The 23,337-nt window shown below is 71.6% G+C and carries 25 protein-coding genes; 12 read left to right on the plus strand and 13 right to left on the minus strand.

Annotation, left to right across the window (positions count from 1 at the left end; translation table 11 throughout):
• The first annotated feature begins 6 nt into the window (after positions 1–6).
• Both ASF78_RS17660 and ASF78_RS17665 read left to right on the plus strand, forming a co-directional pair.
• Positions 7–399: an MmcQ/YjbR family DNA-binding protein gene (locus ASF78_RS17660; protein WP_056592539.1), complete on the plus strand. Its 393-nt coding sequence runs from the start codon at positions 7–9 to the stop codon at positions 397–399.
• A gap of 28 nt (positions 400–427) precedes the next feature.
• Positions 428–679 carry a hypothetical protein gene (locus ASF78_RS17665; protein ID WP_056592542.1) on the plus strand — a complete coding sequence of 84 codons (252 nt, stop codon included), beginning with the start codon at positions 428–430 and terminating at the stop codon, positions 677–679.
• Between the two features lie 4 nt (positions 680–683).
• Here ASF78_RS17665 and ASF78_RS17670 read toward each other — a convergent pair whose 3' ends face one another.
• On the minus strand, positions 684–1,082 hold the full coding sequence (locus tag ASF78_RS17670; RefSeq protein ID WP_056592545.1) for a YccF domain-containing protein: 399 nt from the start codon (positions 1,080–1,082) through the stop codon (positions 684–686).
• Between the two features lie 96 nt (positions 1,083–1,178).
• On the opposite strand from ASF78_RS17670, the gene ybaK reads away from it, so the two are divergent.
• From ybaK to ASF78_RS17700, 6 genes are all read left to right on the plus strand, one after another.
• Positions 1,179–1,670, plus strand: coding sequence for a Cys-tRNA(Pro) deacylase (gene ybaK, locus ASF78_RS17675; RefSeq protein WP_200940644.1), 492 nt, complete (start codon positions 1,179–1,181; stop codon positions 1,668–1,670).
• Complete coding sequence (locus tag ASF78_RS17680) at positions 1,667–2,371, plus strand: YggS family pyridoxal phosphate-dependent enzyme (RefSeq protein ID WP_056592547.1); 705 nt, start codon at positions 1,667–1,669, stop codon at positions 2,369–2,371. Before ybaK ends, ASF78_RS17680 begins: the two co-directional genes overlap by 4 nt.
• 245 nt (positions 2,372–2,616) lie before the next feature.
• Positions 2,617–2,811: a helix-turn-helix transcriptional regulator gene (locus tag ASF78_RS17685; RefSeq protein ID WP_056592550.1), complete on the plus strand. Its 195-nt coding sequence runs from the start codon at positions 2,617–2,619 to the stop codon at positions 2,809–2,811.
• On the plus strand, positions 2,798–3,232 hold the full coding sequence (locus ASF78_RS17690) for a hypothetical protein (RefSeq protein ID WP_056592552.1): 435 nt from the start codon (positions 2,798–2,800) through the stop codon (positions 3,230–3,232). The genes ASF78_RS17685 and ASF78_RS17690 overlap by 14 nt, the downstream gene beginning before the upstream one ends.
• 25 nt (positions 3,233–3,257) lie before the next feature.
• Positions 3,258–3,623: a YidH family protein gene (locus ASF78_RS17695; RefSeq protein WP_200940645.1), complete on the plus strand. Its 366-nt coding sequence runs from the start codon at positions 3,258–3,260 to the stop codon at positions 3,621–3,623.
• Positions 3,620–3,925: a DUF202 domain-containing protein gene (locus ASF78_RS17700; protein ID WP_056592557.1), complete on the plus strand. Its 306-nt coding sequence runs from the start codon at positions 3,620–3,622 to the stop codon at positions 3,923–3,925. The genes ASF78_RS17695 and ASF78_RS17700 overlap by 4 nt, the downstream gene beginning before the upstream one ends.
• Before the next feature lie 2 nt (positions 3,926–3,927).
• Here ASF78_RS17700 and ASF78_RS17705 read toward each other — a convergent pair whose 3' ends face one another.
• The 3 genes from ASF78_RS17705 to cimA all read right to left on the minus strand — a co-directional run bounded on the left by ASF78_RS17705 (position 3,928) and on the right by cimA (position 7,560).
• Positions 3,928–4,986, minus strand: coding sequence for a biotin/lipoate A/B protein ligase family protein (locus ASF78_RS17705; protein WP_056592560.1), 1,059 nt, complete (start codon positions 4,984–4,986; stop codon positions 3,928–3,930).
• Positions 4,987–5,009: 23 nt separating this feature from the next.
• A complete protein-coding gene (locus ASF78_RS17710; protein WP_056592562.1) occupies positions 5,010–5,849 on the minus strand; it encodes a sensor domain-containing protein in 840 nt (279 codons plus the stop codon).
• A gap of 88 nt (positions 5,850–5,937) precedes the next feature.
• Positions 5,938–7,560, minus strand: coding sequence for a citramalate synthase (gene cimA / locus ASF78_RS17715; protein ID WP_056592564.1), 1,623 nt, complete (start codon positions 7,558–7,560; stop codon positions 5,938–5,940).
• Positions 7,561–7,924: 364 nt separating this feature from the next.
• Here cimA and ASF78_RS17720 point away from each other — a divergent pair, with 364 nt between their 5' ends.
• Positions 7,925–8,530: a DUF6069 family protein gene (locus ASF78_RS17720; protein WP_156374222.1), complete on the plus strand. Its 606-nt coding sequence runs from the start codon at positions 7,925–7,927 to the stop codon at positions 8,528–8,530.
• Between the two features lie 18 nt (positions 8,531–8,548).
• On the opposite strand, the gene ASF78_RS17725 is transcribed toward ASF78_RS17720, so the two are convergent.
• The 7 genes from ASF78_RS17725 to ASF78_RS17755 form a co-directional block, all read right to left on the minus strand.
• On the minus strand, positions 8,549–9,658 hold the full coding sequence (locus ASF78_RS17725; RefSeq protein ID WP_056592570.1) for a branched-chain amino acid aminotransferase: 1,110 nt from the start codon (positions 9,656–9,658) through the stop codon (positions 8,549–8,551).
• 95 nt (positions 9,659–9,753) lie between these two features.
• Positions 9,754–10,818, minus strand: coding sequence for a 3-isopropylmalate dehydrogenase (locus ASF78_RS17730; protein ID WP_056592573.1), 1,065 nt, complete (start codon positions 10,816–10,818; stop codon positions 9,754–9,756).
• A gap of 63 nt (positions 10,819–10,881) precedes the next feature.
• Positions 10,882–11,436, minus strand: a complete 555-nt coding sequence (locus tag ASF78_RS17735) for an ASCH domain-containing protein (protein WP_056592576.1) — start codon at positions 11,434–11,436, stop codon at positions 10,882–10,884.
• A 263-nt stretch (positions 11,437–11,699) separates the two neighbouring features.
• The gene (gene ilvC, locus ASF78_RS17740) at positions 11,700–12,728 is read right to left on the minus strand and encodes a ketol-acid reductoisomerase (RefSeq protein ID WP_056592579.1); all 1,029 of its coding nucleotides are present in this window, start codon (positions 12,726–12,728) and stop codon (positions 11,700–11,702) included.
• A gap of 44 nt (positions 12,729–12,772) precedes the next feature.
• Positions 12,773–13,297 (minus strand): acetolactate synthase small subunit, encoded by a 525-nt coding sequence (gene ilvN / locus ASF78_RS17745; RefSeq protein ID WP_056592582.1) that lies wholly within the window; start codon positions 13,295–13,297, stop codon positions 12,773–12,775.
• A 3-nt stretch (positions 13,298–13,300) separates the two neighbouring features.
• Entirely contained in the window at positions 13,301–15,145 is a 1,845-nt protein-coding gene (locus tag ASF78_RS17750) for an acetolactate synthase large subunit (protein WP_056592585.1), read from the minus strand.
• A 239-nt stretch (positions 15,146–15,384) separates the two neighbouring features.
• Complete coding sequence (locus tag ASF78_RS17755) at positions 15,385–15,966, minus strand: pyridoxamine 5'-phosphate oxidase family protein (protein ID WP_056592587.1); 582 nt, start codon at positions 15,964–15,966, stop codon at positions 15,385–15,387.
• Positions 15,967–16,128: 162 nt separating this feature from the next.
• Between ASF78_RS17755 and ASF78_RS17760 the strand changes: the two genes are divergently transcribed.
• The gene (locus tag ASF78_RS17760; RefSeq protein WP_056592589.1) at positions 16,129–16,920 is read left to right on the plus strand and encodes a DUF2306 domain-containing protein; all 792 of its coding nucleotides are present in this window, start codon (positions 16,129–16,131) and stop codon (positions 16,918–16,920) included.
• On the opposite strand, the gene ASF78_RS17765 is transcribed toward ASF78_RS17760, so the two are convergent.
• Together ASF78_RS17765 and ASF78_RS17770 are read right to left on the minus strand one after the other, a co-directional pair.
• Positions 16,899–18,596 (minus strand): alpha-glucosidase, encoded by a 1,698-nt coding sequence (locus ASF78_RS17765; protein ID WP_056592592.1) that lies wholly within the window; start codon positions 18,594–18,596, stop codon positions 16,899–16,901. The two genes, ASF78_RS17760 and ASF78_RS17765, sit on opposite strands and share 22 nt — an antisense overlap.
• On the minus strand, positions 18,593–19,750 hold the full coding sequence (locus tag ASF78_RS17770; protein ID WP_056592595.1) for an ROK family transcriptional regulator: 1,158 nt from the start codon (positions 19,748–19,750) through the stop codon (positions 18,593–18,595). Before ASF78_RS17770 ends, ASF78_RS17765 begins: the two co-directional genes overlap by 4 nt.
• A 112-nt stretch (positions 19,751–19,862) precedes the next feature.
• Here ASF78_RS17770 and ASF78_RS17775 point away from each other — a divergent pair, with 112 nt between their 5' ends.
• Positions 19,863–22,022, plus strand: a complete 2,160-nt coding sequence (locus ASF78_RS17775; protein ID WP_235518671.1) for an alpha-galactosidase — start codon at positions 19,863–19,865, stop codon at positions 22,020–22,022.
• A gap of 58 nt (positions 22,023–22,080) precedes the next feature.
• Positions 22,081–23,337 carry an ABC transporter substrate-binding protein gene (locus tag ASF78_RS17780; RefSeq protein ID WP_235518673.1) on the plus strand — a complete coding sequence of 419 codons (1,257 nt, stop codon included), beginning with the start codon at positions 22,081–22,083 and terminating at the stop codon, positions 23,335–23,337.

The following is a 23,337-nucleotide window of genomic DNA, read 5'->3' on the forward strand; positions in this document are numbered from 1 at the left end:
GGTCGCATGGCCACGTGGGACGACGTGCGGGACGTGGTGGCGGCACTGCCCGAGACGTCCGAGCAGCCGGTCCGCAGCTGGCGCGTCGGGAAGAAGCCGCTCGTCTGGGACCGGCCGCTGCGCGCGGTGGACCATCAGACGCTGGGCTCGTCGGCTCCCGACGGACCGATCCTGGGCGCGCGGGTGCCGGACCTCGACGCCAAGGAGGAGCTCCTGGCGCGCCTCCCGGAGGTCTACTTCGTCACGCCCCACTTCGACGGGTACCCCGCGATCCTCGCGCGGCTCGACGTCATCGACACCGACGAGCTCCAGGACCTGGTGGTCGAGGCCTGGCTGACGCAGGCACCGAAGCGTGTCGCGAAGGCCTGGCTGGCCAGTCACCCGGACGGACCGGACTGAGGCGGCTCCGCCGGGTTACCGTTCGCGCATGCCCACAGACGCCCCGGTGCGCCGCACGCGCTCTCCGCGCTTCGTGTTCCTCATCTGCCTGGTCGCCGCGCTCGTGTCCGGGATCTGGGTGCTCGGCATCCTCACGATCGTCGCCGCGGTCGTCCTGGTCGTCGTCGCGATGGTCTTCCAGGCCCGCGGCAAGGACCCGGCCACCTGGTACGCAGCGGGCACGGGAGTGGCCGCCGGGACACTGATCTACCTGCTGATCGTCCTGATCACCGGCGAGTAGGCCGTCACTGACCGTAGGCCGCCATCATCCGGTCGGACGGGACGATCTGCTTGCCCAGCGGGAACAGCGAGATCGGCACCATCTTCCAGTTGGCCAGGGCCAGCGGGATGCCGATGATCGTGATCGCCTCCGCGATGCCGGTGACGATGTGCATCAACGCCAGCCACCAACCGGCGACGATCACCCAGATGATGTTGCCGATGACCGAGAACGCACCCGCGGTCGGCTTGTCCACCACGGTCCGGCCGAACGGCCACAGCGCATAGCTGGCCATCCGGAACGACGCGATGCCGAACGGGATCGTGACGATGAGGATGCAGCAGATGATCCCGGCGAGGGCGTAGCCGAGGGCCAGCCAGAAGCCGGCGAGCACGAGCCAGATGATGTTGAGCAGGGTCTTCACGTGCCCAGCCTGCACCCCCGGCGGTCGCGGACACTATCCGGGAGGACCCTGATCCGCCCCTATCGTGGCCCCGTGGTGAAACAAGGGCGGGCACCTGTGTCGAGTGGGTCGAGCACCCCGGCCCTGGTCGCGCTGACGGCGGCGGGCGTCGCGCACACCGCACACACGTACTCGCACGACCCCGCGAGCACCCTGGGGTACGGGCTGGAGGCCGCGGCCGCGCTGGGGGTCCCGCCGGAGCAGGTGTTCAAGACGCTGATGACGGTCGTGGACGGCACCCTCACGGTTGCGGTGGTTCCCGTGACGGGGCAGCTCGACCTCAAGGCGCTGGCGCAGGCCGTCGGGGGCAAGCGCGCGTCGATGGCGCCCAAGCCCGACGCCGAGCGTGCCACCGGGTACGTGGTCGGCGGCATCTCACCCCTCGGCCAGCGGTCGCCGCACCCGACGGTGGTCGACGAGACCGCGTGGCTCTTCGACACCGTCCTGGTCTCCGGCGGCCGACGCGGGCTCGACGTCGAGCTCGCTCCGGACGACCTGGTCCGGCTCACGTCGGCGACCGTCGCGGACATCGCGCGGTCCGACCCGTGATCGCCGAGCGCCTGGCCGACGTCCGCCGTCGCGTCGCGCAGGCTGCGCTCGACGCGGGTCGGGACCCGGCGGACGTCCGCCTGCTCCTGGCGACCAAGACGCAGCCGGTCCACCTGGTCCGCGAGGCGCTGGAGGCCGACGCCCGGGCCAGGGCCGACGACCCTGCCCTGACCGCCGTGCTCGTCGGCGAGAACCGCGTGCAGGAGCTCGTCGCCAAGGGGCCGTCACTGGCCGGGCTGGCGCCGCTGCACCTGATCGGGCCCCTGCAGTCCAACAAGGTCAACGCCGCCCTGCGCTGGGCGTCGTGCATCGAGTCGGTGGAGTCGCTCGGCCTGGCGGAGCGGCTCTCCGCGCGGGCGACCGGTCCCCTGGACGTCTACGTGCAGGTCAACGTGTCGGGCGAGGACTCCAAGCACGGGGTCGCGCCGTCCGAGGCGGTCGCGCTCGCCGGAGCCGTCGCCGCCCTGCCCGGCCTGCGGCTGACGGGACTGATGACGGTCGGCGCACGTTCCGACGACGACGCGGTGGTGCGGGCCGGCTATGCGCTCCTGCGGTCGCTGCGGGACGAGATCGTGGCCGCGGGGACTCCGACCGCGACGGAGCTGTCCATGGGCATGAGCGGGGACCTGGAGCTGGCGGTCGCCGAGGGCGCGACGCTCGTGCGCGTCGGGAGCGCGGTCTTCGGCGCCCGCCCCACGTAGGCCCCACGCAGCAGCACCACCTGCGCGGTGCGGGTGGCGGCACCGGGTGCGCGGCGACGCACGACGGCACGCTCACGGGCGTGCAGCACGGTGAGCCGACGCAGCTCTCTGTCGAGGTCCATGTGGGTCAGGAGCACCGCGCGTGCGCTCTGATACACGCGTCCATGACAAGGGGGCTTGACATCGCGAGAGGTGACAAGCACGCTTGTCATGTCAAGCACGCTTGTCACTGGAGGCGAGGCCCGATGAAGAACGACATCCGGCGGCTGCGCGAGGAGGCCGGTCTCTCGCAGGCGGCTCTCGCCGAGGCGCTGTCGGTCTCCCGCCAGACCGTGAACTCCCTGGAGAACGGTCGCTACGACCCGTCCCTGCCGCTCGCGTTCGCGGTGGCCCGTTACTTCCGCACGACGATCGAGGAGATCTTCCATGTCGACGCCTGAGACCGCACGCTCCTTGTCCGACGCCCGCTTCCTCGTCGCCCTCGGCTGCGGGCTCGTCGCCGTCGGCGTCATGTGGCTCGTGTTCACGCTGGCCGGCCAGCCCGACACGGCGACCGGCGCCCTCGTCGGCGGGCTCGCGGTGACGGCCCTCGCCGTCGTCGTCCGCTGGCGCGCCCAGCGTCGGGGCCCGTCCGCCGACGGCGGGTTCGGCCGCATCCTCCTGGGCACCGCCGACGAGCGCGACAACGCGATCCTCACGGCATCGCTGGCGTGGGTCGGGCTCGCCGCGTTCCTCGCCAACGCGATCGGGCTCGCCGCCGTGGCGCTCGGGGCCGACGGGTCGACCGTCATCGGCGCCATCGAGGCGTTCCTGATCGCGGTGCTCGTCGGAGCGTTCGTCGCCCAGTCGCGGCGGACCTGACCGCCCGCACGGCAGGATGGGGGCCATGAGCGACGAGCGCCGGTTCCCCCGGTGGGTCTACGGCACCGGGACCGATCCCGACGCGCGCTTCTCGCTGGCCAACGAGCGGACGTTCCTCGCGTGGATCCGCACGTCGCTCGCCCTGCTGGCCGGTGGCGTCGCCCTGGAGGCGCTCGACCTGCCCGTGCAGTCGGACCTGCGGTTCGCTGCCGCGATGGTGCTGGTCGCGCTGGGCGTCCTCGCCCCCGTGCTGGCCTGGATCGGGTGGGCGCGCGCCGAGCGGGCCGTCCGGCGCAGCTCGTCGCTGCCCGCGCCGTCGGCGTTCGGCCTGCTCGTGGTCGGGGTCTGCGTCGCCGGCGGCCTGGTGCTCGTCGGGCTGGCCGTGGCGTGACCGAGCCACCTCCCACGCTGGCGGCAGAGCGCACGCACCTGGCGTGGCGACGCACCGCCATCGGGCTCACCGGCGGAGGCGTCGCGGCCGCGCACCTGCTGCAGGAGTTCCTCGGGCCGGCCGCCTGGAGCCTCGCGGTGACCGCCCTCGTCGTGGCCGTCGCGCTGGGGTCGGTCTCGCACCGGAGGCATCTTGTCGACGGCGCGCTCCCTCCGGGCGGTCGGCTCGTCGCCGCCAGCACCGCGGGCGTCCTCGTGATCGGCGTCGCCGCGGTCGCATTCGTCCTGCTGCGCGGCGCCTGAGGTCACGGCACGCGGGCGGTCCAGGTCGGGTCGGTGAACTTGGTCCGCATCAGCTCGGTCGCACGGGCCAGCTCGGCAGGCCGCAGCTCGCCGTCGACGGTCGGGTAGCGGCCGCGGAAGTGGGCGGCGAACGCGCCGATGACCTCGTCGCGGGGCAGCTGCGTCTGCGAGCGCACCGGGTCGACGCGCTTGTTCGCGCTCGCCGTCCCCTTGTCCGACAGCTTCTCGCGCCCGATCCGGAGCACCTCGAGCATCTTGTCCGCGTCGATGTCGTAGGCCATGGTCACGTGGTGCAGCACCGCGCCGCCGACCATCCGCTTCTGCGCCGAGCCCGCGAGCTTGCCGGCGGCTGACGCGATGTCGTTCAGCCCGCTGGTGAACGCCTGGACGCCGACGTCCGCGAGCGCACCCAGCACCCACTCGTTGAGGAACGCGTACGAGTCCTCGAAGGTCATCCCGTCCACCAGCGACACGGGCACCACCAGCGAGAACGTGATGCAGTTGCCGGCCTCCATGAACATCGCGCCACCGCCGGAGATCCGCCGGACGACCGTGATGCCGTGGCGCTCGGCCGCCTCGAGGTCCACCTCGTTGCGCAGCGACTGGAACGACCCGATGACCACGGCAGGCTCGACCCACTCCCAGAACCGCAGGGTCGGACCGCGCCGCCCCGCCGCCAGCTCCTCGGTGAGCACCTGGTCGAGCGCGGTGTGCAGCGCCGGGGGCAGCGGTCCCGGGTGGATCAGCTCGAACGTGTGGTCCCCCCAGCCGGTCGAGTACCCGAGCGCCCGCCGCACCGCCACGGCGACCGCGTGGGCGTCGAACCCGACCATCGTGACCGGCTGCTCCTGCCGCACGAGCGCTGCGGTGACGGCCTCGGCGAGCCTGCTCACCGGGGTGTCCCGCGGCAGCCCGTCGAGGGCGGACGACAGCACCCCGAGGGCCTCGTCGGGTTCGAGGAAGAAGTCGCCGCTGACACTGACCCCGGCCAGCAGCCCGTCGACCACGTCGAGGTCGACCGCGACGAGCTTGCCACCGGGGACCTTGTACTCACCGTGCACGTCGCCCAGCGTAGGCGGCTCGGTCAGCCGAGAGCCCCCACCGCGGACTGCGCACGGTCCTGGACCATCGCGGACAGGCTCGCCGCGTCGCCCAGGGTGGCCCGCGCCTCGTCGGGCTCGCCCGGGGCGAGCGCCTCGGCGGTCCACGTGACGATGGTGTTGCCGACGAGCAGGTGACCCCGGTACCCGGGCACCTCGGACCCCTCGGCGAAGTGCACGATCTCCTGCACGATCGACGGGTAGACACCCTGTCCCTCGATCGCGGGTTCGGCTGTCCAGGTGGCGCCGTCGATGTCCGGGTTCACCTGGCTGTACTCAGGACACGCGTCGACGGCGGTGACCAGCGCACGGAAGGCCTCACGGGCCGCGGCCGGGTCCGGCAGCAGGACGACCTCCTGCTCGAACGACATCGCGTCGTTGCCCCACATCAGCGCGTCGAACCACGTCGGCGCGGTGGCGACGACGGTCACCGCGACGGTGCACTCCGGCGGTTCGACCGTGGAGCCCGCGGGCAGACCCCAGGGCAGCTGGCCGGACGTGATCAGCGGCTGCACCTCGGGCTCGGCAGCCGGGACGTCCTCGACCAGCTCCGCCGGGGTGACGAACAAGGCCTGCGCCGTCGTCCCGTCGAACATCGCCTCCGACCCGGGCGGCGGCACGGACGGCGACTGCGTGGTCGGTTCGACGGTCGGCTCCGTGACGGTGACGGTGCCCGTCGGCGACGGCTCGGTCTCCACCGGCGCCCACGGCTGTGCGACGAGCGCGGTCACCAGCGCGATCGCGAGGACGGCGACGAGCAGCCACCACCAGCCGACACGCGACCGCCCAGGTCCAGCGCCGGGCGACGACGTACTGCCGGACACGACCGCTCCTCCCACACGTCGGCGGCCGCGCTGCAGCGGCCGGTGCTCCGAGGCTAAGCCGCGGCGACCGACTGCGCAGGGATGAAGTTCAGCGAGGCGTCACACCGCGGTGGCGCAGCCCCCAGATGGCGGAGTCCGTGAGCGCCTCCCACGACGCCTCGAGCAGGTTGGGGCCGACGCCGACCGTGCTCCAGGAACGCTGCCCGTCGGTCATCTCGATGAGCACGCGCGTGACCGCGTCGGTGCCGTGCATCGAGTCCAGGATGCGCACCTTGAAGTCGATGAGCTCGAACGTCTCCAGCTCGGGGTAGACGAGGACCAGCGCCTGGCGCAGGGCGTGGTCGAGCGCGTTGACCGGCCCGTTGCCCTCCCCCGTGCTGACCACGCGCTCGCCGCCCGCGTGCAGCTTGACCGTCGCCTCGGCCGTCGCGGGCGTGCCACGCCCACCGCTGCGCTCGACGATGGTCCGCCAGGACTCGACCCGGAAGTACTGCGGCCGCTGCCCGTCGATCTCCTCGAGCAGGAGGAGCTCGAACGACGCGTCCGCCGCCTCGTAGGTGTACCCGTTGGCCTCGGCGTCCTTGACCCGGTCCGTGACCCGGCCGAGCAGCTCGGGGCGGCCCGCGAGGTCGAACCCGAGCTCGCGGCCCTTGAGCTCGATCGACGCGCGTCCGGCCATGTCGGAGATCAGCATCCGCATGTCGTTGCCGACGTCCGCGGGGTCGATGTGCTGGTAGAGGTCGGGGTCCACCTTGATGGCGGACGCGTGGATGCCCGCCTTGTGCGCGAACGCGCTGGCACCGACGTACGGCGAGCGGGCGAACGGGGAGATGTTCGTGATCTCGCTGATGGCGTGGGCGATCCGGGTCAGCTCCGGCAGGCCACCGGGCAGGTCGTCGGTCACCTTGAGCACCGGCAGCCCGTACTTGAGCTGCAGATTGGCGACGACGGCCAGCAGGTCGGCGTTCCCGGTGCGCTCGCCGTACCCGTTGACGGTGCCCTGGACGTGCGTGCACCCGGCCTCGACCGCGGCGAGCGTGTTGGCGACGGCGCAGCCGGAGTCGTTGTGCGCGTGCATGCCGAGCACCGCGTCGGGCCCGACCGCCCCCCGGATCTCGTGCACGATCTCCGCGACCCAGGTGGGGACCATGCCTCCGTTGGTGTCGCAGAGCGCGACGACCTCGGCACCCGCCTCGAAACCGGCGAGCACCGCGGCGCGTGTGTACGCGGGGTCGAACCGGTAGCCGTCGAAGAAGTGCTCGGCGTCGACCACCACCCGGCGCCCCTCGCGCACGAGGAACGCCACGGTGTCCGCGATCATCGCGATGTTCTCGTCGCCGGTGGTCCGCAGGGCGCGCTCCGCGTGCCGCAGGTCGTGCTTGGCGACGATCGCGACGACGGGCGCCTCGGAGTCGACGAGCGCGCGGACCTGCGGGTCGTCGACCGCACGCGTCCCCGCCTTGCGGGTGCTGCCGAACGCGGCCAGCTCGGCGTTGCGGAAGTCCAGCTCCTTGGCGGCCCGCTTGAAGAACTCGGTGTCCTTGGGCACGGCGCCCGGCCAGCCGCCCTCGATGAAGCCGACCCCCAGCTCGTCGAGCAGCGGCGCGATGGCCAGCTTGTCGGCGACGGAGAGGTTCATCCCCTCCTGCTGGGCGCCGTCGCGCAGGGTCGTGTCGTAGACCTGGAACGGGGTGCTGACGGGGACGGACACGATGGGCTCTCTTCGGTGCTGGGGCGACTTTTCTCGAACTGCGTCGTACTACCTCAGTCTTTTCCGGCGGGGGTGTGCCGGTGCAGTCGACGCTAGCCGGGGCGGGGTGATGCTCCGACCAACAAAAAGACCCCCCGGGGTACGGGAGGTCTGCGCGTCAGCTTGGTGGGCCGACGCGCTACTCGATAATGAGGGAGGAGCGGGTCACCCGTGCATGGTGGCACACGTCACGTTCCGCGGTCACGCGTTCCACTCCTTGGACAGACCGGTCGCGCGCGTCCGCGCGCTCCGATGTCCGGTTCGCTAGCGTTGCCCCGTGTCGTCACCGGCGGCGCGCAGGTCGGCCGACCTCCAGGAGGCAGCGATGTCCACCCCCACTCCCCCGCCGGAGCGCCAGTCCGCCTACCCGCACCAGACCCCGCCGACGCCGCCACCGCCACCCGCGCCGGTCGCCGACCCGACGATGGTCTACCCCGCCGCCGTGCAGCCTGCGCAGCCCGTGCAACCTGTCGTGCCCGTGCAGCCCGTGGCGGCCGTCCCCTCCGGGCCGTCGGTCGACGCGGGGCGGTACTGGGCCGGCGTCGTGGCCACCGCGCTCGTCACTGCCCTGATCGGTCTGGTCGGGGTGCTGATCGTCGACCAGATCCTCGACATCGAGCTCGTGGTCAAGGACATCTTCGGGACGGAGTCCACCGGTGCCGCGTTCGTCGTCGGCGGTGTGCTCTCCTCGGTCCTCGCCGGCGGCCTGCTGCACGTGCTGGTCCTGTCCACGCCCAAGCCGCGCGCGTTCTTCGGCTGGATCATGTTCCTGGCCACCCTGACCGCCGCGCTGCTGCCGCTGACGTGGACCGACGTGCTGGAGTCCTCGATCGCCTCCGGCCTGGTCAACGCCGTCATCGGGATCGCGATCTGGACGCTGCTCCTGGGCGTCCTGAGCCGCACCCTGCGTCCCGGGACCCTCGTCGACTGATCGCGCCGCGAGGGCGCGTCAGACGAGCCTGTGGAGCCAGCCGTGCCGGTCGGTCGCGCGACCGTACTGGATGTCCGTGAGCTCCGCGCGGATGCGCGTCGTCACCGGTCCGGCGTCACCGTCGCCGACGGTCAGGTCGAAGTCGTCGCTGGCCAGCCGGCCGATGGGCGTCATGACGGCGGCCGTCCCGCACGCGAACACCTCGCGCACCGACCCGTCGGCGAGGCCCTCACGCAGCTCCGTGAGCGGGATCTGGCGCTCGGAGACCTCGTGGCCCGCATCCGTCAGGAGCCGCAGGATGGACGACCTCGTCACGCCCTCGAGGATCGAGCCCGACACCGGCGGCGTGGCCACGCTGCCGTCGGCGTGCACGACGAACACGTTCATCCCGCCCAGCTCCTCGAGCTGGGTGTTGGTCGACGCGTCGAGGAAGCACACCTGCTCGAAGCCCTTGGCGTACGCCAGCTGCTGCGGCAGGAGGCTCGCGGCGTAGTTGCCTCCGCACTTGGCGGCACCCGTGCCACCGGCACCCGCACGGTGGTACTCCTGATCCACCCAGATCGACACCGGCCGCACGCCCCCGGCGAAGTAGGGCCCGACCGGTGACGCGATGACGAGGAACTCCGCCTCCAGCGACGGTCGCACGCCGAGGAACGTCTCGGAGGCGAACATGAACGGGCGCAGGTACAGGCTCGTCTCCTCGCCCGACGGCACCCAGGCCAGGTCGGTCGCGACGAGCGCCTCGATCGCTCCGAGGAAGTCCTCCTCGGGCAGCTCGGGCAGCGCCAGCCGTCGGGCGGACCGCGTGAACCTGGCCGCGTTGTCGCGCGGCCGGAACGTCCACACCGAGCCGTCGGCGTGGCGGTACGCCTTCATGCCCTCGAAGATCTCCTGGCCGTAGTGCAGGACGGCCGTCGCCGGGTCCATCAGCAGCGGCCCGTACTTCTCCACGCGGCGGCCCGTCCAGCCGTCCTCGTTCGAGTACGTGATGCGGGCCATGTGCTCCGTGAACACGGTGCCGAACTTCGGCGACGCGAGCGCTGCCTCGCGCTGCTCGTCGGGGACGGGGGTGTCGGTCCGGGTGATCTCGAAGAGGTCAGCCGACGTGGGGTGGGTCGTGGTGCTCATGTGCGGGGCCTTTCACCAGAGTCAGGTTTGACGGTACCGGTGAGGACGGCCGGGTGGAATCCGGGACGGGGCCCAGTGGCCCCGGGGATGCAGGATCAGCCGGCGATGCGCGCGGCGAGGTCCTTGCCCACCTCGGCCGTCGACCGTACTCGCTCGGCTCCCTTGCGGTCCGCGATGTCCTCGGCGACGGCCTTCTCGACCCGGGCGGCCTCGGCCGTCAGGCCCAGGTGCTCCAGCAGCAGCGCGACGGACAGCACCGTGGCGGTCGGGTCGGCCTTGCCCTGGCCCGCGATGTCCGGGGCCGAGCCGTGCACGGGCTCGAACATGCTGGGCGCCGTGCGGTCCGGGTTGATGTTGGCCGACGCCGCGAGCCCGATGCCGCCGGTGATCGCCGCGGCGAGGTCCGTGAGGATGTCGCCGAACAGGTTGTCCGTGACGATGACGTCGAACCGCGCCGGGTTGGTGACGAGGAAGATGGTCGCCGCGTCCACGTGCAGGTAGTCGACCGTCACGTCGGGGAACTCGGCGTTCACGGCCTCGACCGTGCGGCGCCACAGGTGGCCGGCGTGCACGAGGACGTTGTGCTTGTGCACGAGCGTGAGCTTCTTGCGCGGACGGGCAGCGGCGCGCGCGAAGGCGTCCCGGACCACGCGCTCGACGCCGAACGCGGTGTTCACGCTGACCTCGTTGGCCACCTCGTGCGGGGTGCCCACGCGGATGGCGCCGCCGTTGCCGACGTACGGGCCCTCGGTGCCCTCGCGGACCACGACGAAGTCGATCTCCCCGGGGTTGCCCAGCGGGGACACCACGCCGGGGTACAGGCGGCTGGGGCGCAGGTTGACGTAGTGGTCCAGGGCGAAGCGCAGCTTGAGCAGCAGCCCGCGCTCCAGGACGCCGGACGGGACGCTCGGGTCCCCGATGGCGCCCAGCAGGATCGCGTCGTGCGCGCGGATCGCGTCGAGGTCGGTGTCCGTGAGGGTCTCGCCGGTCGCGTGGAAGCGCCGGGCGCCCAGGTCGAAGTCCGTCGTCGAGACGGTGACCCCGCTGCCGTGCAGCGCCGTGTCGAGGGCCAGCAGGCCCTGCTCGACGACCTCCGTGCCGATGCCGTCACCTGCGACGACGGCGAGGCGGATGTCCCGGGCAGCGGTGGTGTCGACCATGGACCGAGCCTAGACCCCGTCCCACCGCTCGGGACGGGTGTCTCATCCTGCGGAATCCTGTGCTCAGTCCACCGCGGGCGTCGGGCCGGTCGTCGGGTAGATCAGCTCGAACCGCTCCAGCATCACGTCGAGAGACGGGGAGAACGCCTCCCCCAGCACCAGACGCCACGACTCCTCGTGCTGCGCGCGCCACGACCCCAGCGAGCCGTCACCCTCGGCCTCCGCCGCCGCGTGCTCCGCCGGCACCTGGTCGAACGGGACCACCTCGACCTCGGTGGTGCGCAGCAGCGCTCGCGGGTCACCGGCGCCGTCCACGACGATCGACAGGTCCCCCACGCGCGGGACCTCGAGCCCGACCTGCGTCAGCTCGGCGACCGCGAGGGCGGTCGCCGTCTTGCGCCCGTCGAGCACCCGGGCCAGCAGGTCGTCCGCCTCGGCGTCGTCGCCGTACGACCACGACGGTGGCGGTACGACGTCGTCGGCGGTCCCGCCCAGCACCTGGTCCATCTTGCCCATCCCGACGTGCCCGCGCGCCGCCTGCCAGAACGCCGCGATGCGGAGGTCCTCGACCGCTCCCTCGGCTGCGTGCTCGGCCGGCTCTACCTGCTCGTCGGTCATCGTCGTCCCTCCGTCGTGGTTGCCCCATCCTTGCGTACCCGCTGGCCACCGGCACATCGCCCGCGACCGGACTAGCGCCCCCGGCCCGACCGCTCCTGCCCACGCACAGTTCCCGACGCCCACCGCGCCCGATACCGCCGACCGCGGTAGCTGCAGCATGTGCGCTCGAACGGTTCGGGCGCGCTCGGCGCTGCGGGGTGGGGCGCGGGCGGGGACGACGAACGGCACCCCGGAGCCGGGGTGCCGTTCGGTGGAGCGGAGGGTCAGCGCGCCGCGCTGCCCTCGACGTAGTCGGTCTCCGACGGCTTGACCCAGGCGAACAGCTTGCGCAGCTCGCGGCCGACGGGCTCGATCGGGTGGTTCTGGCCCTTCTCGCGCAGCTCCTTGAACTCCGGCGCGCCGGCGTCCTGGTCGTTGATGAAGCGCTCCGCGAAGGCACCGTTCTGGATGTCCGCGAGGACGGCCTGCATGTTCGCCTTCACGTCGGGCGTGATGACGCGCGGGCCGGACACGTAGTCGCCGTACTCGGCGGTGTCGGACACGGACCAGCGCTGCTTGGTGATGCCGCCCTCGAAGATGAGGTCGACGATCAGCTTCAGCTCGTGCAGGACCTCGAAGTACGCGACCTCGGGCTGGTAGCCAGCCTCGGTCAGGGTCTCGAAGCCGTACTGGACCAGCTGCGAGACGCCACCGCACAGGACGGCCTGCTCACCGAACAGGTCGGTCTCGGTCTCCTCGGTGAAGGTCGTCTTGATGCCGGCGGCGCGCAGGCCACCGATCGCCTTGGCGTACGACAGCGCGAGGTCCCAGGCGGAGCCGGAGGCGTCCTGCTCGACGGCGACGATCACGGGCACGCCGCGACCGTCGACGTACTCGCGACGGACCAGGTGGCCGGGGCCCTTGGGGGCGACCATGAGGACGTCGAGCCCGGCGGCCGGCTTGATGTAGCCGAACCGGATGTTGAAGCCGTGGCCGAAGACGAGCGCGGCGCCGTCCTTGAGGTTGGGCTCGATCTCGTCGCGGTAGACGATGCGCTGCACCTGGTCGGGGGCCAGGATGACGACGACGTCGGCCTCGCGGACGGCGTCGGCCACCGAGGCGACCTTGAGGCCCTGGTTCTCGGCCTTGGCGCGGGACGCGGAGCCCTCGCGCAGGCCGACGGTCACGTCGACACCGGAGTCGCGCAGGTTGAGGCTGTGCGCGTGCCCCTGGCTGCCGTAGCCGATGACGGCGACCTTCTTGTTGGCGATGATCGACAGGTCGGCGTCGTCGTCGTAGAACAGCTCGGCCACGATGGGTTCTCCTCGGTGATTGGTGCTGCTGACAGGGGAAAGATTCAGGCGCTGCGGTTGACGCGCTCGAGTGCGCGGTCGGTGATCGAGCGGGACCCGCGGCCGATGGCCACGGTGCCGGACTGCACGATCTCCCGGATGCCGAACGGCTCCAGGGCGGCGAGCAGGGCGTCGAGCTTGCCCGGTCCGCCGGTCGCCTCGATGACGACGGTGTCCGGCACGACGTCGACGACGTGCGCCCGGAACAGCTGGACGACCTCGAGGACACCGGTGCGCTGCGTGGCGTCGGCCTTGACCTTCACCAGCAGCAGCTCGCGCTGGACGGACGCGGCGTCCTCCAGCTCGACGATCTTGATGACGTTGATCAGCTTGTTCAGCTGCTTGGTCACCTGCTCCAGCGGCAGGGCGTCGACATCGACGACGACCGTGATGCGGGAGATCTCGTCGTGCTCGGTCGGACCGACCGCGAGCGAGTGGATGTTGAACGACCGCCGCGCGAACAGGCCGGCGACGCGCGTGAGCACGCCGGGCTTGTTCTCGACGAGGACCGACAAGGTGTGACGGGACATGGCTCAGTCCTCCCGGTCCCACGCCGGGGAGATTCCCCTGGCGTACTGGATGGCGTCGTTGCTGACGCCGGCGGCGACCATCGGCCACACCATCGCGTCGCGGGACACGGTGAAGTCGACGACCACGGGCTGGTCGTTGATCTCGAGCGCGCGCTTGATGGTGGCGTCGACATCGGCCGCCGTCTCGCAGCGCAGGCCGGCGCACCCGTAGGCGTCGGCCATCTTGACGAAGTCCGGGATGCGCACGGTGCCGTGCCCGGTGTTCAGGTCGGTGTTGGAGTAGCGGGACTCGTAGAACAGCGTCTGCCACTGGCGGACCATGCCCAGCGACGAGTTGTTGATGATCGCGACCTTGATCGGGATGTCGTTGATCGTGCAGGTGGCCAGCTCCTGGTTGGTCATCTGGAAGCACCCGTCGCCGTCGATCGCCCACACGGTCCGGGACGGGTCCCCGACCTTGGCGCCCATCGCCGCCGGCACCGCGTAGCCCATGGTGCCCAGGCCCCCGGAGTTCAGCCACGAGTTGGGCCGCTGGTACTTGATGAACTGCGCGGCCCACATCTGGTGCTGGCCCACGCCCGCGGCGAAGATCGACTCCGGCCCGGACAGCTCACCGATCCGCGAGATGACGTACTGCGGCGACAGGTGACCGTCGAGCGGCTCGTCGTAGCCGAGCGGGAAGGTCGCGCGCCAGTCGTCCAGCAGACGCCACCAGCCCTCGAGGTCCGGCTTGCCGTGCTGGACGTGCTCGCGGGCGAGCTCGGGCAGCAGGTCGGCCATGACCTCCTTGAGATCACCGACGATCGGCACGTCCACGGTCCGGTTCTTGCCGATCTCGGCCGGGTCGATGTCGGCGTGCACGATCGTCGCGTTGGGCGCGAAGCTCGACAGCTGACCGGTCACGCGGTCGTCGAACCGTGCGCCGAGCGCCACGATCAGGTCCGCCTTCTGCAGCGCCGCGACGGCCGTGACCGTGCCGTGCATGCCGGGCATGCCCAGGTTCTGGGGGTGCGAGTCGGGCAGCGCACCACGGGCCATCAGGGTGGTCACGACGGGCGCGCCCGCCGCCTCGGTCAGCGCCTTGAGCTCGGCCGCGGCCCGTGCCCGGATCACGCCGCCGCCCACGTAGAAGACCGGCTTGCGGGACGTCGCGATCAGGCGCGCGGCCTCACGGATCTGCTTGGCGTGCGGCTTGGTGACCGGGTGGTAGCCCGGCAGGTTCAGGTCCTGCGGCCAGGAGAAGGTGGTGCTGGCCTGCATGGCGGACTTCGAGATGTCGACGAGCACGGGGCCCGGGCGGCCGGTCGACGCGATGTGGAACGCCTCGGCGATCACGCGCGGGATGTCGTCCGCGTCGGTGACCAGGTAGTTGTGCTTGGTCACCGGCAAGGTGATGCCGACGATGTCGGCCTCCTGGAACCCGTCCGTCCCGATCAGGGAGGCGACGACCTGTCCGGTGATGGCGACCAGCGGCACGGAGTCCATGTGGGCATCGGCGATGGGGGTCACGAGGTTCGTCGCACCCGGGCCCGAGGTCGCCATGCACACGCCGACGCGGCCGGTCGCCGCCGCATAGCCCGCGGCCGCGTGGCCGCCGCCCTGCTCATGGCGGACCAGGACGTGGCGCACGCGGGTGGAGTCCATCAGCGGGTCGTAGAGGGGCAGGATCGCGCCGCCGGGGATGCCGAAGACCACCTCGACGCCGGCCTCCTCGAGCGAGCGGACGATCGACTGCGCGCCGGTGACCCGCTCCGGGCCGATCGCGCTCGTCGTCGTGGCGGGAACCGAGACGCGCGCGGCGGTAGGCGTGGGCGTTCGCGGCGGTGCCGGGTGAGGGCCCTGGACCATCGATGTCTCCCTGGGTCGTGCAACGTGTCCTGCATGGGTGCCTGAGCATGAAAAAACCCCTCGAGCCACGTACGGGCTGGTCGAGGGGCGAGCGCGCTGACGGGGCCTGTGCGGGAGGCCTCTAGCCGGCGCGCTCAGGAAGTACTACGAGAAGGGTCGTCTGCACCCGTTGGACACTACGCCCACGTTTCCGATGTGTCACGCCACCGGCCGCGCGTCTCACATCGTGGTTCACGGGATCAAGGGGTGGACGGCGCGTGAACGGGCGCCGGGTCCATGTCGAAGGCCGGGAGTCCGTCGATGCTGACCCGGTTCTTCAGCCGTCGGTAGTCCGCCTGCCCGTCGAGCCCCTTGCGCTCCATGTGCTGCGGCAGCAGGTCCCGCTCCCCCACCAGCTCCATCCGCGGCACCGCGTAGCCGCACGAGTCCGACACGCGGTCCACCTCCACCACGATGACCGCGCGCGCGCCGCGCGTCTCCGGGAACAGCGCAGCGAGCTCGGCGAAGCCCTCGTCGTACAGCGTCACGAACCGGCCGCGGCCGTACAGCCGGACGATGTTGGGCGGACCCTCGAACGCGCAGAACATGAGCGTGATCCGGCCGTTGTCGCGCAGGTGCGCGATGGTCTCGGCGCCGCTGGCGGTCAGGTCGAGGTAGGCGACCGTGTGCTCGTCGAGCACCGCGAACGACCCGGCGATGCCCTTGGGCGACAGGTTCACGTGCCCGTCGGGGCCGCTCGGGGCCGTCGCGACGAAGAACATCGGCTGCGCCTCGACGAACGCCCGCAGCCGGCCGTCGATCTTCTCGTGCACCTTGCCCATGGTCCGACCACCTCTCCGCGACGACCCTAGCCAACCGACCGCGCACGGCCCCGCCGGTCTCGCCCTCCGGTCGTCCAGGCGTCCGGAGGGGGCACACCACCGTGTGCACGCGTGGGTGTGCCCCACCGACACGGGAAGGAGACATACCTACCGTTGTCGGACATGACGACCCTCTCGACCGAGACTCCGCCGAGCCCGCCCGCGCGGCCGTCCCGTCCGTCCAGGTCCGCCCGACGACGGCGCCGGGTCACGGCTCGCACGGGCTGGTTCGCGGTGCTGCTCACGTCGCTGACGATCGTCGCGTACTCGGCGGTGCCCTACCTGATGGGCTCGCTCGAGCAGCTCGACCCCGACCGGGCGCCCCTCGCCCCCGCGTACGCGCAGACCCCGACCGTCGTGCAGGTCGCGCTCGTCGTCCACATCGTCGGGGCAGCCGTCGCGCTGTTCGTCGGGCCCTTCCAGTTCTGGGCGGCGTCGCGTCGCCGGTTCCCGGGCCTGCACCGGTGGCTGGGCCGCACGTACCTCGCCGGCGTCTGGGTGGGCGGGGTCGCGTCCCTGGTCATGGCTCCCTACAACACGGCAGGCATGATCGGGTTCCTCGGGTTCGGGACGCTCGGCGCGCTCTGGGTCTGGACGGGCTGGCGTGCCTACCGGGCGATCCGGACCGGGGACGTGCGGTCGCACCAGGCGTGGATGATCCGGAACTTCTCGCTCACGTTCGGGGCGGTCATGCTGCGTACGTGGACCGGGACGCTCGTCGCCGCGCAGGCGTTCGCCGCCGGCGACGCGTTCGACTTCGACGCGGCCTTCGAGAACGCGTACGACGCGGTCACGTTCCTGGCGTGGGTGCCGAACCTCGTCATCGCCGAGTGGATGGTCCGGCGGCGAGGGCTGCCGACGCTCCGGATCGTCGACCCGGTGGCACGGGCAGCTCAGTCGGACGAGCGGCGGTAGACCCGCGCCTCCCACGGGCGCAAGGCCGGTCCGGCCGGGTCTGCGTAGTTGCCGATCACCAGCTCGCCCGGAGCGCGGTCCAGTCCGACCTCCTGCTCGTCGCGCGAGAAGTTGCCCAGGACCGTCAGCGTCACGTCACCGAGCCGACGGGTGAACGCGTACACGTGCTCGTGGTCGGGCAGGAGCATCGTGAAGTCGCCGAGCGCGACCACCGGATCGGCGTGCCGGAGCGCGATCAGCGTGCGGTAGTAGTGGAAGACCGACCCCGGATCAGCGCGTTCCGCCGCGGCGTTCACGGACGGGTAGTTGGCGTTCACCTCGATCCAGGGCGTGCCCGTGGTGAACCCGGCGTGCGGGGAGTCGTCCCACTGCATCGGGGTGCGGGCGTTGTCCCGCCCCATCGCGGCGATGCCCGCCAGCAGGTCCTCGTCGGAGCCGGTGCCGACGGACCGCGCGACCGCCACGTGGTTGAGCGTCTCGATGTCCCGGTACTGGTCGAACCGCGTGAAGTGCGCGTTCGTCATCCCGAGCTCCTCGCCCTGGTAGACGTACGGCGTGCCACGGTGCAGGTGCAGGACCGTGGCCAGCATGGTCGCCGACTCCCGTCGGAACGCACCGTCGTCGCCGAACCGGGAGACGACCCGCGGCTGGTCGTGGTTGTCCCAGTAGAGGCTGTTCCAGCCGACGTCGGCCAGGCCCGCCTGCCAGCGACCGAACGACGCCTTCAGGTCGAGGAGCCGCAGCGGCCGGACGTCGAACTTGCCGCCCGGGCCGTGGTCGAGCCCGACGTGCTCGAACTGGAACACCATGTCGACCTCGGCGCGCGCCGGGTCCGTGAAGTCGCGCGCCTGCTCGACAGTGACGCCCGGCATCTCCCCCACGGTCAGCAGACGCTCGGGACGGTCCGCGAAGACCTCCTCGTGCATCTCGGCGAGGAACTCGTGGATGCGCGGTCCGCACACGTAGGACGCGGAGCCGTCCGCGAGCAGGCCGCCCGTGACCACCCCGTCGGGGAGGTTCGTGTCCTTGGAGATGAGGTTGATGACGTCCATGCGGAAGCCGTCGACACCGCGGTCCAGCCACCAGCGCATCATCGTGTAGACCGCGTCGCGGACCCGCGGGTTCTCCCAGTTCAGGTCCGGCTGCTTGCGGCTGAACAGGTGCAGGAAGTACTCGCCGGAGCGCTCGTCGTGCTCCCAGACGGGCCCGCCGAAGAACGAGCCCCAGTTGGTCGGCTCCGCGCCCGGGGCGCCGGCCGCCATCCCGTCGCGCGGTGGGCGCCACCAGTACCAGTCCCGCTTCGGGCTCGAGGGGTCCCGGGACTCGACGAACCACGGGTGCTCGTCGGACGTGTGGTTGACGACGAGGTCCATGACCAGCTTCATGCCCCGCGCGTGCAGCGCCGCGACCAGCTCGTCGAGGTCGTCCAGGGTGCCGAACACCGGGTCGACCGCCTGGTAGTCGCTGATGTCGTAGCCGTTGTCGTCCTGCGGGGAGGCGTAGATCGGCGACAGCCAGACCACGTCGACCCCCAGCTCGGCCAGGTGGTCGAGCCGTCCCAGGATGCCCCGCAGGTCACCGATGCCGTCCCCGTCGGAGTCCGCGAACGAGCGCGGGTACACCTGGTAGACGACGGCCCGCGTCCACCAGGGGGCGTCCTGCGGCGTCCAGGTCATGCGAGGGCTCCTCTCGTGGGCAGCAGCTCCTGTTCCCCACGATGGAGGTCGATGCGGTCGACGGCATCCTGGATCGCGATCGTGGCCGCTCCGCGGGCCCAGGCGGAGAAACCGGACTCGTCGACGAACAGCCGGACGGGCTCGGCGCGCGGGTCCCGGTCGGCGGCGATGGCCGCCCGCACCCGCTCCTCGGCGAGCGGGAACAGCCCGATGCCCTCGCCCGCGAGCACGGCCGCGGGCTGCAGGGTCAGGTTGACCGCCATCGCGACGAGCCGCCCGAGGGCGGTCGCGGCCTCGTCGACCACCGTCGCGGCCGCCGGGTCGCCCGCGGCCGCGAGCCGCAGGACCTCGGCGTGGTCGACCGGTCGCTGCAGCGCCGCCGACACCTGGGCCGCGATCGAGCCCGAGGTCAGCATGGCCTCCGCGCACCCGCGGTGGCCGGCGTGGCAGACCGGGCCGGTGGTGCCGAGCGGGATGTGCCCGCCCAGCCCGACGCCCGCCTCGCGGGAGTGCACGACCTGGCCGTTCACGACGAGCGCGTACCCGATGCCGGCACCGATGGTGATGACGACGAACCCGGGGATGCCGCGGCCCAGCCCGAACCAGCGCTCGGCCTCGGCCAGCGCGACCAGGTCGTTCTCGAGCGACGCGGGGACGCCCAGCTCGGCCTCGACGAGCTGCGCGAAGGGCACGTCCGTCCAGTCGAGGAACGGGGCGAACTCCACGCGTCCGTCGCGGACGGCACCGCCGAGCGAGACGCCCACCCCCGCGATGCGGTCGACGCCGAGCGCGCGGACGGCGTCGGCGATCTCGGTGGCGACCCCCGCCGGGTCGCGACGGTGCAGCGGGACCTCCTGGTAGGCCAGCAGCTCGGCGCGCACGTCGGTGGCGACGACGTGGAGCGCCTCCCCCGTGATCTTGACCCCGGCGAAGTGCGCCAGCCCGGGCCGGACGTCGAGGGGGCGGACGGGGCGACCGACGGACCCGTCGGACCGGTCGTCGAGCTCGACCAGCAGGCCGCGGTCGAGGAACGGCTTGGCCAGCCGCGTGAGGCTCGGCGGGGACAGCCCGAGCCTGCTCGTCAGCTCGCTGCGCGAGATCGGCCCGTGGATGAGCACGGCGCGCGCGAGGGCTCTCTCGCTGTCGCTCAGCATGTGCGTGACCGGTTCATTGGTTCCATCCTGGCACGAACATCGGCCCTTCGAGGGCACATTGCCTGATTCTCCCGTCTTGTGGCGCTCGTTACTTCCGTGTTAGAACTAAACCATGCTCTCTCCCGACGAGATGGTCGCCCCCTCCTCAGCCCTGGCAGGACGGGTCCTGCACCTGCGCCGCGGCGGGACGAGCGTCGTCATCGACCTCGACGCCGTCCCGCACCCCGTGATCGTGCACTGGGGTGAGGAGCTCGCCGACTCCACCGACCTGACGCTCGCGAGCCTGGCCGTGGCGGCCCGTCCGCAGCGCGTCTCGGGCGGTCTGGACGAGCCGGCACGCGCCACGCTCGTCGCGACCCCCGCGGGCGGCTGGCTCGGCACCCCCGGGCTCGAGGGGCACCGCGACGGCGCCTCGTTCAGCGTCCGGCTGGAGCTCACCGACGTCGAGGCCGACGACCACCACGTCCGGCTGTCGCTGGTCGACCCCGAGGCCCGGCTGAGCGCGGAGCTGGAGATCGGCGTCGGAACCGCCGGTCTCCTACGGCAGCGGATCACGCTGCGCAACGACGGCGACTCGCGCTACACGCTCCAGCACCTGCACCTCGCGTTCCCCGTGCCGTGGGACGCGACCGAGCTCCTCGACACCACCGGACGTCACCTGCGCGAACGGACGCCGCAGCGGCACCCGTTCGGCTACGGGACCTACCTGCGGGAGAGCCGCCGTGGCCGGCCCGGCGCCGACGCCACCCTCGTGCTGGCCGCGGGCCGGCCCGGGTTCGGCTTCGAGCGCGGTCGCGTGCACGCCGTCCACGTCGCGTGGAGCGGCAACCACCGGCTCGTCGCGGAGCGGTCCGTGTCGGGCGAGGCGTTCCTCGCCGGAGGCGAGCTGTTCGCGCCCGGAGAGGTCGTCCTCGCGCCCGGCTCGTCGATCACGTCACCCGAGGTGATCGGGTCCTGGGGCGACGGGCTGAACGAGCTCGCGCACCGCTTCCACGACGAGTGGCGCAGCCGGCCGGCCCATCCTCGCCGCCCGCGTCCCATCACCCTGAACACGTGGGAGGCGGTCTACTTCGACCACTCGCTGGAACGGCTCACCTCGCTCGCGGACGCCGCGGCGACCGTCGGGGTCGAGCGGTTCGTCCTCGACGACGGCTGGTTCCTCGGACGTCGCGACGACACCGCCGGTCTCGGCGACTGGTACGTCGACCCGACGGTCTGGCCCGACGGCCTGCACCCGCTCGTCGACCACGTGCACGCCCGGGGCATGGAATTCGGGCTGTGGGTCGAGCCCGAGATGGTCAACCCCGACAGCAACGTCGCACGGCGTCACCCGGACTGGATCCTGCGCGGTCGGATGGCGCTGCCACCCGCCGCCCGCCAGCAGCAGGTGCTCGACCTCGCACACCCGGACGCGTACGCGTACGTGGCGAAGCGCTTGCACGCCTTGGTGGAGGAGTACCCGATCGCGTACCTCAAGTGGGACCACAACCGCGACCTGCTCGACGCGGGCAGCGGACCCGAGGGCGTCGCCCGGGTGCGCGAGCACACCCTCGCCCTCTACCGCCTGCTCGACGAGCTCAAGGCGGCACACCCCGACCTGGAGATCGAGAGCTGCGCGTCCGGGGGCGCCCGCGTCGACCTCGGCATCCTGGCCCGCACCGACCGGATCTGGACCAGCGACACCCTCGACCCGCTCGAGCGCCTGGTGAACCAGCGGTACACGGCCCTCCTGGTGCCACCCGAGCTGATGGGCATGCACCTGACCAGCCCCGTCGTGCACTCGACCGGCCGGACCGTCGACCTCGACCTCAGCGCCGCCGTCGCGCTGCTCGGGCACGTCGGGATCGAGTGGGACCTCACCGCGACCGACGACGAGACCCGCCGCCGCATCGCCGCGTGGGTCGAGTACGCCAAGCGCATCCGCCCACTCGTGGCGACCGGTCGCACGGTCGACGTCGACGGCACCGAGCCCGGCATCGACGTGCGCGGCATCGTCGCGCGCGACGGCTCCTCGGCCGTGTTCACCCTCACGCAGACGGACACCACCGTCGCCTATCCCCCCGGACGGGTCCGGATCCCCGGGCTCGACGCCGGTCGGCAGTACCGGGTCCGGGTGGTCGGCAGCTCGACGAGCGCCGCCGCGCAGTCAGGTCTGCAATGGCAGGAGAACGGCATCACGCTGACGGGTCGCGAGCTCGACGCCGTCGGCCTCCGCCCTCCCGTCCAGTACCCCCAGAGATCCACCGTCATCGAGCTGATCGCCCAGAACTGAGCACCACCCAGGCGCAAGGAGGCGCACGATGAGAGACCGAATGACGCGACGAGGTCGCGTGGCAGCGGTCGGGGCGGTCGCCCTGCTGGCGGCCGTCGGCGGCTGTGCGAACGAACCATCCGATGGCGTCACCACCCTGAACTTCTTCCAGTTCAAGGGGGAGGCGCTCGAGGACTTCACCGAGATCATCGCCGACTTCGAGGCGGAGAACCCGGACATCCGCGTCGTGCAGAACCAGGTCGCCGATGCGGACACGGCCATCCGGACGCTGCTGGTCAAGGACAAGGCGCCGGACGTCATCACGCTGAACGCGAGCGGCAACTTCGGCCGTCTCGCCCAGGCCGGGGTGTTCCACGACTTCTCCGACGAGCCCGTCCTCGAGACCATCAACCCGGCGGTGCAGGAGATCGTCGCGGACCTGGGCACGTACGGCGACGAGGTGAACGGCCTCGGCTACGTCAACAACGCCAACGGGGTCATCTACAACCAGGACATCTTCGAGGCGCAGGGCCTGGAGGTCCCCGAGACGTGGGACGAGCTCATCGCCGTGTGCGACGCGCTCGAGGCCGCGGGGATCACGCCGTTCTACGGCACGCTGGCCGACTCGTGGACCGGGATGCCGTCGTGGAACGCGCTCGGGGCCTATCCCGCGATGGACGGCTTCTTCGAGAAGATGCGCGAGCAGGGCGAGGACACCGGACCCGACTCGGAGGTGTCGTTCGAGAAGAACTTCGCCGAGGCGATGGACCAGCAGTACCAGCTGTTCGAGTACATGCAGGACGGCTACCGCGGGGCGACCTACGACGACGGCAACGCCGCGTTCGCCAACGGGGACGTCGCGATGCTCCTGCAGGGCATCTGGGCGCTGAGCCCGATCAAGGGAGTCAACCCGGACATCCGGGCGGGCATCTTCCCGTACCCGGCCACGGACGACCCTGCCGACCGCGTGCTGGTCTCCGGTGTCGACGTCGTCGTGACCATGGCGAAGGACTCGCCGCGTCAAGAGGAGGCGCTGCGGTTCATCGACTACCTGTTCCAGAAGGACGTGATCGAGGAGTTCGCCGCCTCGCAGAACATGATCCCGTCCGTGGAGGGCTCCGAGCTGAGCGACGAGCCGGCGATCCAGTCGGTCGCGCCCTACTTCGACGAGGGCCGCATCGCCGGGTTCATCGACCACCAGATCCCGCCCAGCATCCCGCTCGCGGCGATCGACCAGCAGTTCCTGTTCAGCGGCGACGCCGACGCGGCGCTCGCCACCCTCGACAGCGAGTGGAGCAAGGTCGCCGCTCGCACCATCCCCGTGACGGGAGAATGA

This window comes from Cellulomonas sp. Leaf334, from assembly GCF_001424195.1.
Lineage (GTDB): Bacteria > Actinomycetota > Actinomycetes > Actinomycetales > Cellulomonadaceae > Cellulomonas.

Bases quoted from the DNA above. Each gene is read 5' to 3' on its own strand.
- ASF78_RS17765 (WP_056592592.1), bottom strand. From the start codon at position 18,596: ATGACCTGGACGCCGCAGGACGCCCCCTGGTGGACGCGGGCCGTCGTC.
- ilvN (WP_056592582.1), bottom strand. From the start codon at position 13,297: ATGTCCCGTCACACCTTGTCGGTCCTCGTCGAGAACAAGCCCGGCGTG.
- ASF78_RS17770 (WP_056592595.1), bottom strand. From the start codon at position 19,750: ATGCTGAGCGACAGCGAGAGAGCCCTCGCGCGCGCCGTGCTCATCCAC.
- ASF78_RS17660 (WP_056592539.1), top strand. From the start codon at position 7: ATGGCCACGTGGGACGACGTGCGGGACGTGGTGGCGGCACTGCCCGAG.
- ASF78_RS17690 (WP_056592552.1), top strand. From the start codon at position 2,798: ATGTCGACGCCTGAGACCGCACGCTCCTTGTCCGACGCCCGCTTCCTC.
- ASF78_RS17730 (WP_056592573.1), bottom strand. From the start codon at position 10,818: ATGGTCGACACCACCGCTGCCCGGGACATCCGCCTCGCCGTCGTCGCA.
- ASF78_RS17695 (WP_200940645.1), top strand. From the start codon at position 3,258: ATGAGCGACGAGCGCCGGTTCCCCCGGTGGGTCTACGGCACCGGGACC.
- ASF78_RS17755 (WP_056592587.1), bottom strand. From the start codon at position 15,966: ATGGGCAAGGTGCACGAGAAGATCGACGGCCGGCTGCGGGCGTTCGTC.
- ASF78_RS17725 (WP_056592570.1), bottom strand. From the start codon at position 9,658: ATGAGCACCACGACCCACCCCACGTCGGCTGACCTCTTCGAGATCACC.
- ASF78_RS17685 (WP_056592550.1), top strand. From the start codon at position 2,617: ATGAAGAACGACATCCGGCGGCTGCGCGAGGAGGCCGGTCTCTCGCAG.
- ASF78_RS17760 (WP_056592589.1), top strand. From the start codon at position 16,129: ATGACGACCCTCTCGACCGAGACTCCGCCGAGCCCGCCCGCGCGGCCG.
- ASF78_RS17665 (WP_056592542.1), top strand. From the start codon at position 428: ATGCCCACAGACGCCCCGGTGCGCCGCACGCGCTCTCCGCGCTTCGTG.
- ASF78_RS17750 (WP_056592585.1), bottom strand. From the start codon at position 15,145: ATGGTCCAGGGCCCTCACCCGGCACCGCCGCGAACGCCCACGCCTACC.
- ASF78_RS17775 (WP_235518671.1), top strand. From the start codon at position 19,863: ATGCTCTCTCCCGACGAGATGGTCGCCCCCTCCTCAGCCCTGGCAGGA.
- ASF78_RS17735 (WP_056592576.1), bottom strand. From the start codon at position 11,436: ATGACCGACGAGCAGGTAGAGCCGGCCGAGCACGCAGCCGAGGGAGCG.
- ASF78_RS17720 (WP_156374222.1), top strand. From the start codon at position 7,925: ATGTCCACCCCCACTCCCCCGCCGGAGCGCCAGTCCGCCTACCCGCAC.